This window comes from Shewanella sp. SG44-6, from assembly GCF_014164185.1.
Classification (GTDB): domain Bacteria; phylum Pseudomonadota; class Gammaproteobacteria; order Enterobacterales; family Shewanellaceae; genus Shewanella; species Shewanella vesiculosa.
This window is the reverse complement of the sequence record NZ_JACJER010000016.1, coordinates 40,261-56,340: the sequence shown is the minus strand read 5'-3', so window position 1 is coordinate 56,340 and position 16,080 is coordinate 40,261. Positions and strand designations below refer to the sequence as shown.

The following is a 16,080-nucleotide window of genomic DNA, read 5'->3' as shown; positions in this document are numbered from 1 at the left end:
TTTGGGGCATAAACAATTTACATGTCTAGGCTCATTACTGGACAAAAATAAGTTTATTGACGCAATAAAGTTTGTACAGTAGAAGATAAGTCGAATCCATTTAACATTATGGATATGAGGCATGACATCTCGTTTGAAATCTTCATCTATAGTTGACATGACCAGCTTGCTCTGCGCATGAATACATACCTAGATTATTTAGAGCTGCTAGAGGATTGCAGATAAAGAATAAATATCTTTTATGCTCCCCCCCCGAATAAACCATCTATGTGAACTTGAAGCCTTTGAAAATGCTCTAATTCACCATTGCAAATGAAATCTATTGGCTTGTTACCATTCAAAGGGGAATTATGATTTACCATATTAATAAAACCATAGATGTTTTTAGGGTTGTTAAATGTTACCCGTAAGCCAGCATGAATATTCAGGATATAGCTTATTCTTTCAACTTGCTCTTTGCTCAAACACATTTGCTCAAACTCAAGTGATTCATAGTTCTCAGGCAATTTAAGTAACTTTTGAATTTGCTGTTGGCTGCAGCTCCATTTTTCCAAGATCCTCAATGCCGTTTTAAAACCAATTCGAACAACTTTTGGATCATTGCAATCGATTTCTTGCATATGTATTCCTCAATAACTGACCACATAAACTAAGCACATAAATTTTACTACTATTTTTTATACACCTAGCTTGGCTAGAAAGATATTTTTTCATATTCATTTGGAGATACAGGACCAAGGTAGTTCTGCTTGTGTTTGCTGATTAATGTAAATTTTTATCGAGTCTGACATTGGAAACCTGTAGTTTTTAGGATGCGTTTATGCTCCTCAAGAAGGGCAATCTGCATTTTTAGTTCACAAATTTCAATTTATTTCGGAGTAATGGGAGATGCTTTTGGGGTAATCCAGACGTTCTAATTTTAGCAGTTTCCACCATTTATCAATAGTCGATTTACCAACCTTCATCGCTTTCACTGCTTGGATAATAGTATGGTTTTTATCGAGAACTAATTGGGCAACATCGAGTTTAAATAAGTAATAACGTCTTTATTCCCTATCATCAGAATTATTTTAGAAATAAATACTTAGATAGATTTTGGAACAACTAAATTGACTTTAGACTTTCTGCAACCGACCAAAATACAACGGTTTTCAGAAGAAATACTCCCAGCCAAAACTCGCTTCGCATAGCTGTTTTGTCGTGAACGCTTTTCTTGTTTGATAGAGCGAAAGTCGTTTGACATGAGATTTATACCATAAAAGTTAGTAGTTAAGTTATACGCTCTGTAGTGTTTATTGCAAGATTTATCACTTCAGATAAGACAGCATGCTTATGACCCAATTCTCCCCCCTAGGTATTGGACCAATACCTAGGGGCACTTTAGCGTTACTCAGCTAATCCTCTACTTTGGATATAAATTTTTTACAAGCCAAATATTGATTCTAATTAACAGCTTTAATATTTCATCAAACAATAAAAATCTCTTCCTGCATAAACAAGAAGAGATTTACTGCCTTTTCGGCAGATACTAATGCATGATTAACTGGTTCAACTTCACTTACATTTTTAGCTGCCTATTCGGCAGGTCACTCTAATACTACTCTGTAATCTAGCTTGTAATGATTTTTAGCTGCCTATTCGGCAGGTCACTCCTCCAATAAAGGGGGTAATTAAAATTTAGAATTTTTAGCTGCCTATTCGGCAGGTCACAATCAACATATCAAAAATAACTTTATAAAATCAATAGTTAAAGTTGAAATGCCACTGAACACCAAAATAATTACAAAGCAATTAATACATCTATTTTTCAATATTTTACTAGCCCCCTAAATTAATAAGGTTAAAAGCTGTCGATTAACATAGATAAGTCAGGAACAGTGCCATTCAACTCCTGATTAGTTGCAAAGCCATAGCGATTAAACACAGCCTTATCTTGTTTCTCTACGATACATTTTTGAATATGAAGAATGTAATCTTGGTTATTACTTTGGCTGCTGATTGCGATTCGATGAAAAGTATCAAATTCTCGAGGTTCACTATTTTTTTTGGGTTCAAAATGTTCACCTCTGACCAATGCCCTTTGTTCCAATCGCTTTAACCGTCTCCTGGCCTCGCCAACAAACATTTTTGCAATGCCTTGGTTACGCTTAAATCTGACTTCACCAAAGCCTGTTGGCACGGTGCTAACCTCCCCAACCTCAAAGAAGCCACACTCCTTCATATCTTGAAAATAAGATTGCAGCCTCAAAGCATTTAAAACATTAGAATCAGTATGAATAAAAGCGATAATGTTACCAATAGACTCACCTGACCAAGCAGGAAAACTTACCCCAAGACCTTGAATATCATGCTTACAGATATAACCATGCATGATAGAAATGCAGCGTCCGGTCAATAGAGCCAAGTTTGCTTCTTTAGGTATAAATCGAACCATAAAATAATACCGCTTCATGCTAAACCTTCTTCTTAATTTCAGCTTTTTTCTGGAACATTCCACCTTTTATCAAAACAGCAAATAAATAATAAATATCAGGGCTAATTGTACAGTCCGGGTTACTTATCTGCTTATTAAGCTCATTTAGATACAATTCAGCATTAACAAATAAGGAATAAAAGCTCCGTTGAGTTTCAGGGGGGCGTCGTGCGATTCCAACCTCTTTGTCAGCACCATACTCATGAACTCGCAATCGTTTGTCGGCATCATCGTCCCACCAATCATCAATCAATTGAAGTGCAGCACCAATTTTTACAGAGTTAAAACTAACAGCTAAACGACCGTCGATACATTTAACCTTAGAAAATTGTTTAGATGCTTCACCATTAGCAGCCTTCTCACCAAGAATTTGACTTGGATAGACTTCCTGGCAAAAAGTAGTTTGAATTTTGGCGGTTATATCTGCACTCCAAAATATGGAACTATCAGATAAAGCATGGTAAATCTCTTCGCTTAACACCTCTAAAACTTGCTGAGCATCAGAGGGCCAAACGCTATCCCATGCAAATTGTCGTGTGTTGGCTATTTTATAACACTGTCCCGAGCTCGTTTTAATTTCAATCTGAGTATTACCTGTATTTTGGTTACGCCATAACCAAGTACCCAATAACAGATTTTTGCAGTATCTCGTCGCAAGTTCTTTATACCCACCACACTCTTTGAATGTTGCAGCCAACTCCTCGAGTAAAGTAAATACCTCTGGCTCACTACACCCAGAAGGCTTAAGTGAGTTTGCTTGAATTCTCAAAGAAAAACGGCAATAAAGATATTCAACATTAGGGGGGACATAACAATCTTCAATCACCAAAGGGTTAGAATAGGCCAAGTCCTGAGGAGCTAAGTTTTTAGGTTTAAATTGAGGGGTAAATGCTTCAGTAAATCCAGCCTTCTGACCACGAATTCGGCTTATTTCAGCCTCAAGAGGAATGAAATCATTATCATCAGTTTTATAGAAAAAAACTGCTTTCCCTGGGTATAAAGAACGGTCATATTTTAAAACATTACATAACTCCATAAAACTCCTTTAAATCCGTTTCATCAGCATTGATGTCTCTGTTATATCAAGCATCCAAAAAGCCCGTCTAAAAAAATTATGCATACCTTGCAACCTTATATCAATTGTTGTCGCACACTCAACAACGCCGATGGCAGATTCAGCATAACAATGTTGTAACTCAATAGATTTCTTCCGGACTTGAGGCTTGTCTAGTAAAAGATAGCCAGTCATAACCGGTCGCAGCGAAGCATTTTTCTTCAACATCAATAACAAGGCATCAAAACTACCGATTGAGTGTTTTGTTGGCATAATCCACTTACCCGATGCAGGAAGCCTTCTCAGAATTGAATAGAGCTGAGCTTCACTTCGATATAACGCACACCAGTCACTTGCCTTATCAATTTCAGGAGGATGCATAACTCCTCCAGCAAAATTAGCAGGAAAGCTTGCTTTAATAATGCCCATGGAATTATCAAGTTCAGTTAATTCATCTTCATAACCATCAATATGCACAACTAGATCAAACACTAAGTCACAGTATCGATTATCTAAAATACCAGCTCTTCTAAATTGGTTTTCTTTCGGCCCTTGCATACCATATTCAGGCAGTTTTTTACCTGATACAGATGAATACTGCCGAATAAACCATGAAAATGAAGTCATTCGCAGCCTTGTGCCCAACCTTTCATTTAAACGTCGCTGATAATTATGCATCATCCCCCACACTGCCGTTAATGAAGGAATGCCTGCGCAATATGGATTTGATAATGCTTGAGCATCAAATACGCGTATACCTTTCAAATACAGATAACGCTGCTGAACATCTTCATGAGTATCAACAGGTAAGCTCTTAGGTTCTTGGGAAATATTAACTAGCAGCCATTTTAAAGACTCTTTAAGTGGCTTGATCAATTGTTGATTAAAAGCATACTTACTTGTAGTAGCAGACTGAGATAACACTGAGTTTAACAAACTGAACAAAAGTGGCAGCAACTCAACCAAATGATCATTTTCTACCACTAGAAACTGATGATCTAAAGAACCTTGAATACCCGACAATTCAGCTAGTGATATATTATTTTCGCTAATAGCCAAACGCAGCTCTAACAATGGCGCTAACCAAGCAGACAAAGTAGATCGTATCTGTTTGATACTTGACACCTTCTGTTGTCGTCGTTGTTTTAACGCTAATGCTAAACCAACCGACAACAAACCAGCCAATGCATCTGTAAAGTCAGTTTGAAATAACACCTTGTTATTCAATATAGACTCACCACGCTGGACTCTGGCTAACCACGATGTCTTTTGTCCGGTCTCTGAATGAAAAATCCTGGGTGGGTAATTTAATACTCGTATATTGCCACCTAGAGAGGCAGCGAGATCACCAACTGAGGCTGGGCGAGTAAACCCAATATTGGTATAACGACATTGCTTAGCTATTGCCGCTTTCTGTATCTCAGATTGCAAAGCATGGCTAATAACAGGTGTAATCGATAAATAACTATCTCGATAAGGCATACGGACTTGAACAGAGAACTTATCAACACTATCAGGACTTTCTATTTCAGGAAGTAAGCCCCTAATCCTGCCGCATAAATTATTATAATCCTTAACGGATAAACCAATAGCTTGAAAAGCAATTTTCCACTCTGTGGGGGCCGTTGGCAGTATGGTCGCTAGGCAACATAGTTGTCCCTGCCAAATAAAGTGACGGCCAAAAAACTTTGCAAAATTGACCTTAGCGCTATCATGAGCCCATCCAAGAACTCGGCCACAATTAGCACTACTTAACGCTGCTGGATGCACTATCGGTGGGGAGGAAATCAACCGTTGTTTGCTTACTCGAATATCAGGGTATTTGAGATTATGAGTATGCAACCATAAAACTTCATTTAAGCATTGATCTAGATGAGTCTCACTTTTCAGGGTTTTCTTTGCTAAGTCTTTATCAAGCAAATCGTCTACTAATTTCCTCGAATGAGTCAAATTAAGTAAAATAACAAGTGCAATACTTTCACATCCAGTTATATCTAATGGTTCAGTATAAGCAGTAAATCCACGTCTCAGAGCAATATCGCGCTCCTGAATATCGTCAATTTCCAGTAACTGTTTTAAATGGGTTTTCTCTACCATGCTGATAAGTACATTCCTTGTCTATCTGAGCCAAAACTACATTTATACTCAATAACTTGTCTTAAATAAAAAACACCAACATTCGGATCTACTCGTTGCTTCAACTTCTGTCGATATCCCGATGTTAAAATCCCATCTTGATACAACCGATAAACCTGCTCATAAGTCGTCGACAACAGAACGGCAGTCTCAGCTACGCTCACCAATAAATCAGCTACATTTGGCTTTTTAGTTTTAGGATGTAATTCAACTAAATTGTATAAATAATCCATCAATGCGATATAAATAAAATGCGGTTTTTTATCCTCAGGACGAAGACATTCTGAATACAGAATTAACTCACCAAAAATAAACCGAAAAGCAGTACGATTAAACAAATCAATCAGCTTGAAGTCAGCCCCTTGGGTCAACAAATCAAGTTCTTGATAAAAGGTTTTAGGCCAACCAACAAAATATTCAATAGCATCAAAATAACAGTAATCATTATCTTTAGAAAAACGCTTACTATGCCATGCCAATGCAGCTAATCTATGTGTTAAAGAGTCTTCACACAGCAATATGTTACTAGACTTAGGCTCACCATTAAATACCACACTTGATAATACAACAGCTTGAGAATCAGCTTTTTTAGGATGAGCTAAGCAAAATTCAAAGCCACATGAACAGTGGGTAATTGACTCATTCTCAATGTAATTAATGGGGAGTTCACATTCAGGGCAATGATGCATCAACTCGCATCCATGCTTTGTACAAGCCTCAACAGGTTTCAAATGCCAGGCTTGTCGAACATAAGCCTCTTCTTGCAAACATTCCGGACAAATAGGAATACTCTGTTCGCCCTCTTCACTCGAATACCTAACTAAACTCAAAGGAATATCGGAGCCATTGCGATGCACGGCCACAGCCGATCCAACAATAATTCTATTTGACCTTAACAAAGCCAATTTCTGAAGTTCAAATTGCGGCAAACCAAGCAAAGACTCTAGTAAGCCTAAAGCTCGCATTCTAAAGTGGCTGTTGTGCTTGGCGTGATAAACATTAAGCCGCTTTAAATCGATAGGAAAAGCACCATGGGCTTCAAAATCAAGTTCATGAAGCTCTTCACGTATCGCTAGGCTGAGTTGCTCATATGAATCAAAAAAGTTCTCGGCCACTACCCGTAGCAAGTAACTTTCAAGCGACTCATCATTAAATGCACGAGATTTAGGTGAAAATAGAAAAGCCATACCGCACCAAAAACTAAGGAAGTCTTAGCTTAACTTATAAGCTTTTATCTAAAATGACAAGAAACTCTTCAGATATGTTTATACACCGATGAAATAGTATCAATATACAAACCAAAAACTTGACCGGAAACCATAACTTACTGCACATTAGCTGATATGATAAAACCAATTTTTAAGGGCTTAAGCTAAATAAATAGCCAAGCTCATGTACACGTTTCAAGTGCAGTTCAACGCTTGATGTGTACTATTGCATACCCAAGAGAGAATCAATGTTAACAGGCAAAATACGTAATCAAATCGACCAAGTGTGGACCATGTTTTGGACCGGCGGTGTCGCCAATCCTATCTCGGTAATTGAACAAATTTCTTATCTGTTATTTATTCGCCGTTTAGACGAGCTACAGCGCACCGCTGAGCGTCGTGCACAGGCCACTGGCATTCCTGTTGCTAACCCAACCTTTGGCCCTGCCGAGCAAGCGCTGCGCTGGAACAACTTTAAAGATAAAGACCCCAACGTGATGATGGACATAGTCCAAAATCAGGTGTTTCCTAAAATCAAAGCCCTGCACAACGAAGGCAGCTTTGCCGAGCACATGAAAGACGCCATCTTCATGATCCCGTCACCTAAGTTGCTCGACCAAGTGGTACAACTGCTTAGCGCCATCAACATGGACGACAAAGACACCAAAGGCGACTTATACGAATACCTGCTGAGCAAATTGCAGCAATCGGGTGTAAACGGCCAGTTCCGCACCCCGCGCAATCTAATCCAAATGATGGTTGAGCTCATGCAGCCAAAACTGGGCGACACCATTTGTGACCCATCATCTGGCACCTGCGGCTTTTTAATGGCGGCGCTTGAATACGTTGAAAACAACTACAAGCAAGAGGTCAACAAGCCAGAAAACCGCAAACATGTGAATAATGCCATGTTCACGGGTTTCGACTTTGACAAAAGCATGTTGCGCATTGGCGCCATGAACATGCTGCTGCACGGCATTGAAAACCCTAGCGTACTATATCGCGATAGCTTACAAGACCAAGGTGATGCCAATATCAGTGAGGCTTACAACTTAATTTTGGCTAACCCGCCGTTTAAAGGATCGGTCGACTTTGACATCGTTGCGCCTGACTTACTGCGCGCCTTAGGTAAAAACCCAGCCACAAAAAAAGTGGCGCCAAAGTACAAAACCGAAATTGATGACAACGGTAACGAGATACAAGTAGAAGTCAAAGCCAAGGGCCCAACCGAAAAGTCTGAATTATTATTTTTAGCGCTGATTTTACGCATGCTAAAAGTCGGCGGCCGCGCAGCGGTTATCGTGCCAGACGGGGTATTATTTGGCTCCACTAAGTCCCACAAAAGCATTCGCGAAAAAATCGTTAACGAGCAAAAGCTCGAAGCGGTGATTTCCTTGCCATCAGGGGTATTTAAGCCTTATGCCGGTGTCAGCACCGCGATTTTAATCTTCACCAAAACTAACTCAGGCGGCACAGACAAAGTATGGTTCTACGACATGCAAGCCGATGGTTTCTCGCTTGACGACAAACGTACACCACTGTTTAAAAATGGAGCTGAACCCACCCACGAGCAAAGCAACATTGCCGATATTATTGCCCGTTATTTAAGTTTAACTAATCCCGACGGCACGCCAAACCTTGCCAGCCCAGAGCACAGCCGTAAAACCACCGAGCAAAGCTTTATGGTGCCGGTCGCTAACATTACCGACAACGACTGCGATTTAAGCCTGAATCGCTACAAAGAAGTGGTGTACGAAGAAGTGCAGTACGACTCACCTAAAGTAATTTTAGGTCGGATTAAGACCCTGCAAGCGCAAATGACAAAGGGCGTGGAAGAGCTAGAAGGGTTATTGAAATGAATTGGCCTTTAGTTAATTTATCTGCAGTCTGCCAAATCGATATGGGGTCTGCGCCCAAAGGTTCGACATATGTTGAACTTGATAAAGGTGTGCCACTCATAGCAGGTGCCGCAGACTATGGTGATGTATTTCCTCGACCAAAGAAAGCAACTCTTGAACCTACAAAGTTATGTGAAGAAGGCGATATCATAATTTGTGTTCGAGCTACAATTGGAGATTTGAATTGGGCGGATAAAGAATATTGTCTCGGGCGTGGTGTTGCGGGACTTAGAGTCCATGATAAAAAATTAGACTCTAAATACTTATGGTATTTTATCGCATCAATCGAAGATGAATTATATCGAAATTCAACGGGTTCGACTTTTCCACAAATAAATAAAAAAATAATCGAAGGACTCCAAATCCCACTCCCGCCACTCGAAACCCAAAAGCAAATTGCGGCGGTGTTAGAAAAAGCCGACCAACTGCGTAAAGACTGCCAGCAAATGGAGCAAGAGCTAAACAGCCTCGCTCAGTCCGTGTTTATTGAGATGTTTGGTGATCCAGTGACCAATCTGAAGGGGTGGGAAACTAAAACTCTTGATAGTTTAGCCAAAGTACAAATTGGCCCATTTGGCTCACAGCTTCATAAAGAAGATTACATTTCCGATGGAATTCCATTAATAAATCCAACTCATATTATTAAAGGCCAAATTGTCCCTAACTTAAACTTAACGCTAACATTACAAAAGTTTGAGTCACTGCCTAATTATCACTTAAAGAGTGGTGACATTATCATGGGCAGACGAGGTGAAATGGGACGAACAGCTTTAGTTGATGACTCATCAAAAGGTTGGTTCTGTGGTACGGGTAGCTTATATATTCGTCCAAAATCTAAACTCATTCAGCCAGTATATTTAAATTCTGTTATGTCCTGCAGCTCGATGAAATCGTGGTTAGAAGAACAATCTTTAGGTGCTACGATGCCTAATTTAAACAAAAAAATACTACACTCGATTCAAGTTCCAATTCCTTCAGAGGCTTTGCAGACTAAATATACATTGGCATTAAATGTATTAAAAAATGAGCATTTAGCCCATAAGCAGCATTCAAAAGAGTTGGATTTATTATTTAGCGCCCTAATGCAAAAAGCTTTCAATGGCGAGCTTAACCTCGATAACGCTAACACTTAATAAGATGTAAAAGGAACTTACATGTCAGATACGGTTCAACCTCCAGAATCCACAGCCACACATGACGCTAGCGCTTTTGGCGCTAACTCTCTTGGCATGAGTAATTTTGACTTTATGGATGTGGCGATTGCAAATGGAGCAGCCAATGATCTGTATTCTATGCGCTGCGCTGAAATACAGCTGCGGGCTAAAAGCGCTGAAGCCAATATTAAAAGCGACCCACGTATTGCCGGCTTTTATGCCCGTAATGCCTTGGAGTTAATGGTTGAAACTGTATTTGACATCGATAGCTGGCTAAAACGTCCACGCCATGATGCGACTTTAATGTCGCTTATTCATGAGCAAGGCTTTAAGCAAAACCTCAGCAGTAACTTGTTCCCTAAGCTTAAACTGATTATCAAAATCGGTAACGAGGCGGTTCATGGCAAAAACGCACTGCCACAACGTGATGCCTTACAATCGGTAAAAGAGCTGCACCATGTGCTGTATTGGTTTGTGCGCACCTATACTCCAGGGCTAGACAGACAGCAATTTACCGTTGCCCCGTTTGATGAAGCATTAATCCCCCACAAGCTTGCCATTGATGCAGGCCTTATAACTAAGGCGATGAGCAGCATTAAGCGGGTGCAAGAGCTCGAAAAAAAACTGGCAGAAAGTGACAGTGTTAAGCGTGATGATTATCAGCAACAGCTGAGTAAAAACGCCGCGTTAAAGGCCGAGAACCAAGCCTTGCTTGAGCAAATCGCCAAAGCCAAACAAAACGCAGAAACGCAACTTGATACTCACGACTATAACGAAGCCGAAACCCGACATTACTTAATTGATGCCCTGCTAAATGAAGCGGGTTGGCCTTTAAACCAAGCGCGCGACCGCGAATATCCGGTTAACAGCATGCCTCTATCGACCGCTAACCCCAATGGTAATGGGTTTGTGGATTATGTGCTGTGGGGTGATGACGGCACCGCCCTGGCGGTGGTAGAGGCCAAACGTACTAGTCGCCGCCCAGAAGACGGCCAGCAACAAGCCAAACTGTATGCCGATTGCTTACAAAAACAGTGTGGCGTGCGCCCAGTGATATTTTACAGCAATGGCTATGAAACTCGTTTGTGGGATGACTATTTTTATCCGCCACGTAAGGTACAAGGTTTTTATACTAAGGCTGAACTGGCGCTAATGATAAAACGCCGCCGCGATCGTAAAGCTTTTTTTATGACGGGCAATGACACCCCGCTTGTTGAAACTGAAAACCTTGATATCAATAACGACATCACTAACCGTCACTATCAAAAAGCGGCAATTACTCATATTTTGCAGGACTTTGAATTAGAACATCAACGCAAAGCTCTGCTCGTCATGGCAACCGGTACAGGTAAAACCCGTACCGTAATAAGCCTGGTTGATTTGCTAGTTAAAAATGATTGGATTAAAAACATCTTATTTTTAGCCGACCGCAACGCTTTATTAACTCAAGCGAAAAAGAACTTCGTTAGGCTATTACCCCGCGTGAGTTGCGCTATGTTAAGTTCTGGCCAAAGCAAAGACAGCATTGAAAGCCGTTTGTATTTTGCCACTTACCCCACAATGAAAAACCTACTCGACCGTGGTGCAGATGAGCGCCCATTTGGTGTCGGGCATTTTGATTTAATCATTGTCGATGAGGCCCATCGCTCTGTGTATTCAAAGTATCGGCAAATTTTTGAGTATTTTGACGGCTTGTTAGTGGGCTTAACCGCCACCCCAAAAGATGAAGTTGAAAAAGATACCTATAGCATTTTTGACTTACAAAAAGGCATGCCGACCTACGCCTATGAAGATGTCAGCGCCTATGCCGAAAAATACTTAGTCCCGCCGACTAAAATAACCGTTAAAACTAAGTTTTTACGAGATGGTATTAAATACAAAGAGTTGTCGAAAGATGAGCAATTAGAGTGGGAAAGCAAAACAGAGCTTGAGGATCGTGAAGAGGTTTTATCGTCAGAGTTAAATAAATTCTTGTTCAACGAAGATACCGCAGAAAAGATGTTCGCCCAGCTAATGAGTAAAGATTTACTTGGCGGGATACATGTTGAAGGCGGCGATGTGATTGGTAAAACCATCATATTTGCGACTAATAATGACCATGCGATATTTTTAGAAACCGTGTTTAACAAGAACTACCCCAAATGGGCGGGTAAGTTAGCACGAGTTATCACTTACTCTGAAAAATATAACCAAAGTTTAATAGATGAATTTGGCGGCGATGAAAACGATCGTAAAGACTTTGACCCGAAAAATCCGACCTGCCGCATTGCGATATCAGTAGACATGCTCGACACCGGTATTGACGTGCCTGAAGTGGTTAACCTGGTGTTTTTTAAAGTTATCCGCTCTAAGGTAAAATTTACCCAAATGATTGGCCGTGGCACACGCTTATGCCCCGATTTATTTGGCCCGAATGATCATAAAACCACTTTTAAAGTATTCGATTATTGCCAGAACTTCGAATACTTTGATGCTAACCCAACTGGTTTGCCCGTAAGTATTGCTCTGCCGGTGACTCAACAAGTGTTCGAAAAACGTGTAAAGCTTAGTACCTTGCTTAACAGTCGCCTGCAAGATAAAAGCTACCAAGACAAGCACCCAGAAGACTGTAATTTATTGCGTGGCTTAAACACCTATCAGCTTGATATGTTGCATCATCAAGTTATAGGCATGAATCTCGATAACTTTATTGTTAGACCAAAACGCCAAGCGGTTGAACCCTTTTTAAACCGCCACCATTGGAATAATATCGATGACACCAAGTTTACTGAGCTAGAAAGTCATGTGTCTGTGCTACCAACTGAAGCAGAAGCCTTTAATCAAGACGAACAACCCAATAACTTATCGAACCGCTTTGATAATATTATTTTAACCATGCAACTGGCATTGCTTGAAAAAGGTATGGTGCCGGAACAATCTCGATTACGAGTAATGGAGTTTGCTCAGTTACTAGAAGAAAAAGCTAATATTCCTGCCATTCAGGCTCAGTTACAACTGATCCAAGACATACAAACTCACGAGTTTTGGCAAGACATCCATCTAGTAACACTTGAAGATATACGTAGACGTTTACGTAACTTAATGTTCGCTATCGATAAAGAAAAAAAAGAAGTGGTGTACACCAACTTTGAAGATGACGTAAAAGGCGTACATGACGTTACCGCTGTTTATCAAAGCCCAACCATGGATTTAGCCCAATATCGCAAGAAAATTGAGCTGTATATTAAAGATCATCAAGATCAGTTAACCATTCAAAAGCTAAAACGTAATAAGCCGATCACCCAAACCGACTTAGACGTACTCGATGGGTTGCTGCTGGATGCCAGCGGCATGAGTGACGTAGAGGCTTATCGCCATCAAATATTGCAGGAGAAGCCCTTAGGCGCATTTATTCGCCAATTAGTAGGCTTAGACTTAAATGCTGCCAAAGAAGCCTTCAGCAGCTTTTTAGATGACGGCATTTACAATGCCGAGCAAATCAACTTTGTTGACCAAGTAATTGATTACCTTGTTCACAACGGCGTACTCGATATGGCCCAAATATTCGAACCGCCATTTACCGATTACCACGGCGAAAGCGCCTACGGCTTTTTTGATGAAGGCAAAGTAGTCGAGTTGTTTGGTGTGATACGAAAAGTGAATGCAAATGCCGTGGTTATGGCTGAAGAGCCTATGACGGCTTAATGGTGGAGCGTTTAAGGTGTTAAATTGTTGTAATAATTTAAAGGAACTAGATAATTTATGAGTGCAATTGTCAATTTAGCATTACTTGAATCATTAAAAGCTCATGATTTCAAAGATGAGATCGATCTCTATATTCCATTTTTAGCCAATACTATCTTAGAGATTGAAGCCTATCCTTTTGATGTACCTTCTCTAGCAAATAAATTTAAAGAGAAGTTTGGATTTAAGCCGCCAGAAGCAGTTGTTAAAGTACTATTAGTGAGAGCCAAAAAAAATAAGCTTGTTAAAATTGAGAATCATTTATACGTACCCATAAGCGAAAATTTAACTCCTTTTCGGGAGCAATACGAAAAAAACAAAGCTCACCTCGAAGATGCATTGGCATCTGTGATTTTTGATTTTATTGAGTTCACTAATTCAACATTCGATAAAATAATTACAGCAGAATATGCCGAGAACATATTACTTACCTTTATTGAAAATAATGTAGCATCGTTAATTTCTAAAAAAGCTGTATCTAAAAGAGACTCAAAAAACAATATAAAGAATGAGTCTCACTTGGTTGCTAGTTACATCGCTCACCTTTATCAAAAAAACTCAAGGGACTGGGAAGAGGTGCAGACAGTTATTAAAGGTGTCGTATTGGCGAATTATTTATTTTTTGCTGATACGAAAGCGAAAGTTTCAGCTAAGAAAACTTATTGTAATATAAGTGTTTATCTTGATACGCCTTTAATTGTTGCGTTGCTTGGCTATAATGGTAATTTGTCAAAAAATGCAATTCAAGAGTTACTACAGCTGCTGCAATCACTTGAAGTTAATGTTTATATTTTCGATAAAACATTAAAAGAAACTGAAGGGTTGTTTGAGGCTTGGAAAAGAGATTTGAAAAGAGGTAGCGCAGATAACTTTAATCCAGCAACGCTTCATCTTTTATTAAGCAGAAATATTGATATCCCGCAACTAGAAACGCAACAGGCCTTACTTGAAAAAAACCTAGCGGGGTTAGGTATCAACGTCAAATATGGATGGAGAATAAATCCAGAGCATCAATGTGATGAAAAAGAACTAGAAAGCCACTTAAAACGAATGCGAGCAGTAAGCTCAACTTCCAAGCAAAGCATTGAACACGATGTCATTTGTATTTCTAGAGTCAATAATTCCAGAGCGGGGGTAGTGACTAAATCGCTTAATGATAATTTTTCAGTGTTTGTAACGCCAAATGCTTCGTTAATTAAGCACGCAAATAGGTTTTTTTCATCTGACATTGATTCTGGTATTCCTATAGTAATTTCAGATACTTGGTTAACAACTATTTTTTGGTTAAAACATCAAAATAATTATAAAGATTTACCAACTCATTCATTAGTATCTCATGCATACGCGACATTGAATAAATCAGATTCTGTATGGGATAATTTTTTATCTAGATTTAAAAGATTAAACGCAGAAGGAGTGATTGATGACGAAACGGTAGAAATAGTTCGATATCACAAAAGTCTACTTAAAGAAGTCAATGATTGCTCGATTGAGGTCGGCGATGATTTTTCTGATGAAGGTGTATTGGAGATTGTTAAACGTATTGAAGCGCAGAAAGAGGAAGCTAAGAACTTAGCTGTCGCTAGTGCAATTACTCTTGAGCAAGAAAAGCTATCTACGGTAATTAGTAAATTATCGAAAAGTGACGAAACTGTAATTAAGTTTGAGTCCTTTATTGATAAAAGTAGCAGGACACTCTCATTAATAGTAACAGCTATACTAGGCAGTTCATTAATTTTAGGCTTCTATGGTTCGCTGAAAGGATTAGATGTTTTTAACGGTGAAACTAATTTTATTCTAGGATTGGCAACAATTATAATGTTTTCATTGAACATCTTAGGCACATTCTGGGGAATAAATTTAATTACTATTTATAAAAAACTTTCTGAAAAACTTAGTAAGTGGTGGAAAAATAAAATATTGAATGAGCAAAACTCTTCAACTAGCTTAGATCCATTTATAGATGAAGAAAAACCTTAGAAATAGTACATTTTTTTAACAGGCTAGTTGAAAACAATGAAAAATCTATAATAAAACTGTATATTTTCTAGCATCTTACTTTATTAAGGTACTTGGTTTTTTTTAACATTATTAAGTAACTTGATCTTATCTTCCTCACTCATCTTTTCAAGCAAACACAGCAACTCCGCAGTGCTTTCAGACTCACAAAAAAAGTAAGCCACAGGCACACCTAACTCATCAGCCATGGCCTTTAAGGTGGTGTAGTCAGGTGTATGCTTGCCCTTTTCATAATGATTCATGCGCGCGCTTGCCGTACCGGGCTCCATACCCAATTGGATACCAAGTTGCTTCTGGCTAATGCCCTTAGCCTTTCTAGCCTGCTTAAGCCTATGCGGCAATGGGTTAATCTGTTTTTCTGACACGAGTTCATTTTTATTATTAATTCCAGATAACTTAGATTGTCTTAGTTTTT

Annotated in this window: 10 protein-coding genes and 1 pseudogene; 4 read left to right on the top strand and 7 right to left on the bottom strand. The window is 39.4% G+C overall.

Annotated elements, in window-relative coordinates; genetic code table 11:
• Window positions 1-239: 239 nt before the first annotated feature.
• The 6 genes and pseudogenes from H5185_RS05000 to H5185_RS04980 all read right to left on the bottom strand — a co-directional run bounded on the left by H5185_RS05000 (window position 240) and on the right by H5185_RS04980 (window position 6,850).
• Window positions 240-620: a hypothetical protein gene (locus tag H5185_RS05000; protein WP_182697442.1), complete on the bottom strand. Its 381-nt coding sequence runs from the start codon at window positions 618-620 to the stop codon at window positions 240-242.
• 185 nt (window positions 621-805) lie between these two features.
• Window positions 806-1,031, bottom strand: a pseudogene (locus tag H5185_RS22895) (transposase); the annotation flags it as partial.
• Window positions 1,032-1,840: 809 nt separating this feature from the next.
• On the bottom strand, window positions 1,841-2,452 hold the full coding sequence (gene cas6f, locus H5185_RS04995; protein WP_182697443.1) for a type I-F CRISPR-associated endoribonuclease Cas6/Csy4: 612 nt from the start codon (window positions 2,450-2,452) through the stop codon (window positions 1,841-1,843).
• Window position 2,453: 1 nt separating this feature from the next.
• Window positions 2,454-3,509 (bottom strand): type I-F CRISPR-associated protein Csy3, encoded by a 1,056-nt coding sequence (gene csy3, locus H5185_RS04990; protein ID WP_182741525.1) that lies wholly within the window; start codon window positions 3,507-3,509, stop codon window positions 2,454-2,456.
• A 9-nt stretch (window positions 3,510-3,518) separates the two neighbouring features.
• Window positions 3,519-5,624, bottom strand: a complete 2,106-nt coding sequence (locus H5185_RS04985) for a type I-F CRISPR-associated protein Csy2 (RefSeq protein ID WP_182741524.1) — start codon at window positions 5,622-5,624, stop codon at window positions 3,519-3,521.
• Window positions 5,618-6,850 carry a TniQ family protein gene (locus H5185_RS04980; protein ID WP_182741523.1) on the bottom strand — a complete coding sequence of 411 codons (1,233 nt, stop codon included), beginning with the start codon at window positions 6,848-6,850 and terminating at the stop codon, window positions 5,618-5,620. The genes H5185_RS04985 and H5185_RS04980 overlap by 7 nt, the downstream gene beginning before the upstream one ends.
• Before the next feature lie 269 nt (window positions 6,851-7,119).
• On the opposite strand from H5185_RS04980, the gene H5185_RS04975 reads away from it, so the two are divergent.
• Genes H5185_RS04975 through H5185_RS04960 form a run of 4 tightly spaced genes read left to right on the top strand, consistent with a single transcriptional unit; the run spans window position 7,120 to window position 15,626 of the window.
• Window positions 7,120-8,730 (top strand): class I SAM-dependent DNA methyltransferase, encoded by a 1,611-nt coding sequence (locus H5185_RS04975; RefSeq protein WP_182741522.1) that lies wholly within the window; start codon window positions 7,120-7,122, stop codon window positions 8,728-8,730.
• The gene (locus H5185_RS04970; protein ID WP_182741521.1) at window positions 8,727-9,902 is read left to right on the top strand and encodes a restriction endonuclease subunit S; all 1,176 of its coding nucleotides are present in this window, start codon (window positions 8,727-8,729) and stop codon (window positions 9,900-9,902) included. Before H5185_RS04975 ends, H5185_RS04970 begins: the two co-directional genes overlap by 4 nt.
• Window positions 9,903-9,923: 21 nt before the next feature.
• Window positions 9,924-13,607 (top strand): DEAD/DEAH box helicase family protein, encoded by a 3,684-nt coding sequence (locus H5185_RS04965; RefSeq protein WP_182741520.1) that lies wholly within the window; start codon window positions 9,924-9,926, stop codon window positions 13,605-13,607.
• Window positions 13,608-13,664: 57 nt separating this feature from the next.
• A complete protein-coding gene (locus H5185_RS04960) occupies window positions 13,665-15,626 on the top strand; it encodes a hypothetical protein (protein WP_182741519.1) in 1,962 nt (653 codons plus the stop codon).
• An 83-nt stretch (window positions 15,627-15,709) separates the two neighbouring features.
• Here the strand turns inward: H5185_RS04960 and H5185_RS04955 are convergent, their stop codons facing one another.
• A complete protein-coding gene (locus H5185_RS04955; protein WP_182741518.1) occupies window positions 15,710-16,030 on the bottom strand; it encodes a helix-turn-helix domain-containing protein in 321 nt (106 codons plus the stop codon).
• Between the last annotated feature and the right edge of the window lie 50 nt (window positions 16,031-16,080).

Bases quoted from the DNA above. Each gene is read 5' to 3' on its own strand.
- cas6f (WP_182697443.1), bottom strand. From the start codon at position 2,452: ATGAAGCGGTATTATTTTATGGTTCGATTTATACCTAAAGAAGCAAAC.
- H5185_RS04970 (WP_182741521.1), top strand. From the start codon at position 8,727: ATGAATTGGCCTTTAGTTAATTTATCTGCAGTCTGCCAAATCGATATG.
- H5185_RS04985 (WP_182741524.1), bottom strand. From the start codon at position 5,624: ATGGTAGAGAAAACCCATTTAAAACAGTTACTGGAAATTGACGATATT.
- H5185_RS05000 (WP_182697442.1), bottom strand. From the start codon at position 620: ATGCAAGAAATCGATTGCAATGATCCAAAAGTTGTTCGAATTGGTTTT.
- csy3 (WP_182741525.1), bottom strand. From the start codon at position 3,509: ATGGAGTTATGTAATGTTTTAAAATATGACCGTTCTTTATACCCAGGG.
- H5185_RS04965 (WP_182741520.1), top strand. From the start codon at position 9,924: ATGTCAGATACGGTTCAACCTCCAGAATCCACAGCCACACATGACGCT.
- H5185_RS04980 (WP_182741523.1), bottom strand. From the start codon at position 6,850: ATGGCTTTTCTATTTTCACCTAAATCTCGTGCATTTAATGATGAGTCG.
- H5185_RS04960 (WP_182741519.1), top strand. From the start codon at position 13,665: ATGAGTGCAATTGTCAATTTAGCATTACTTGAATCATTAAAAGCTCAT.
- H5185_RS04975 (WP_182741522.1), top strand. From the start codon at position 7,120: ATGTTAACAGGCAAAATACGTAATCAAATCGACCAAGTGTGGACCATG.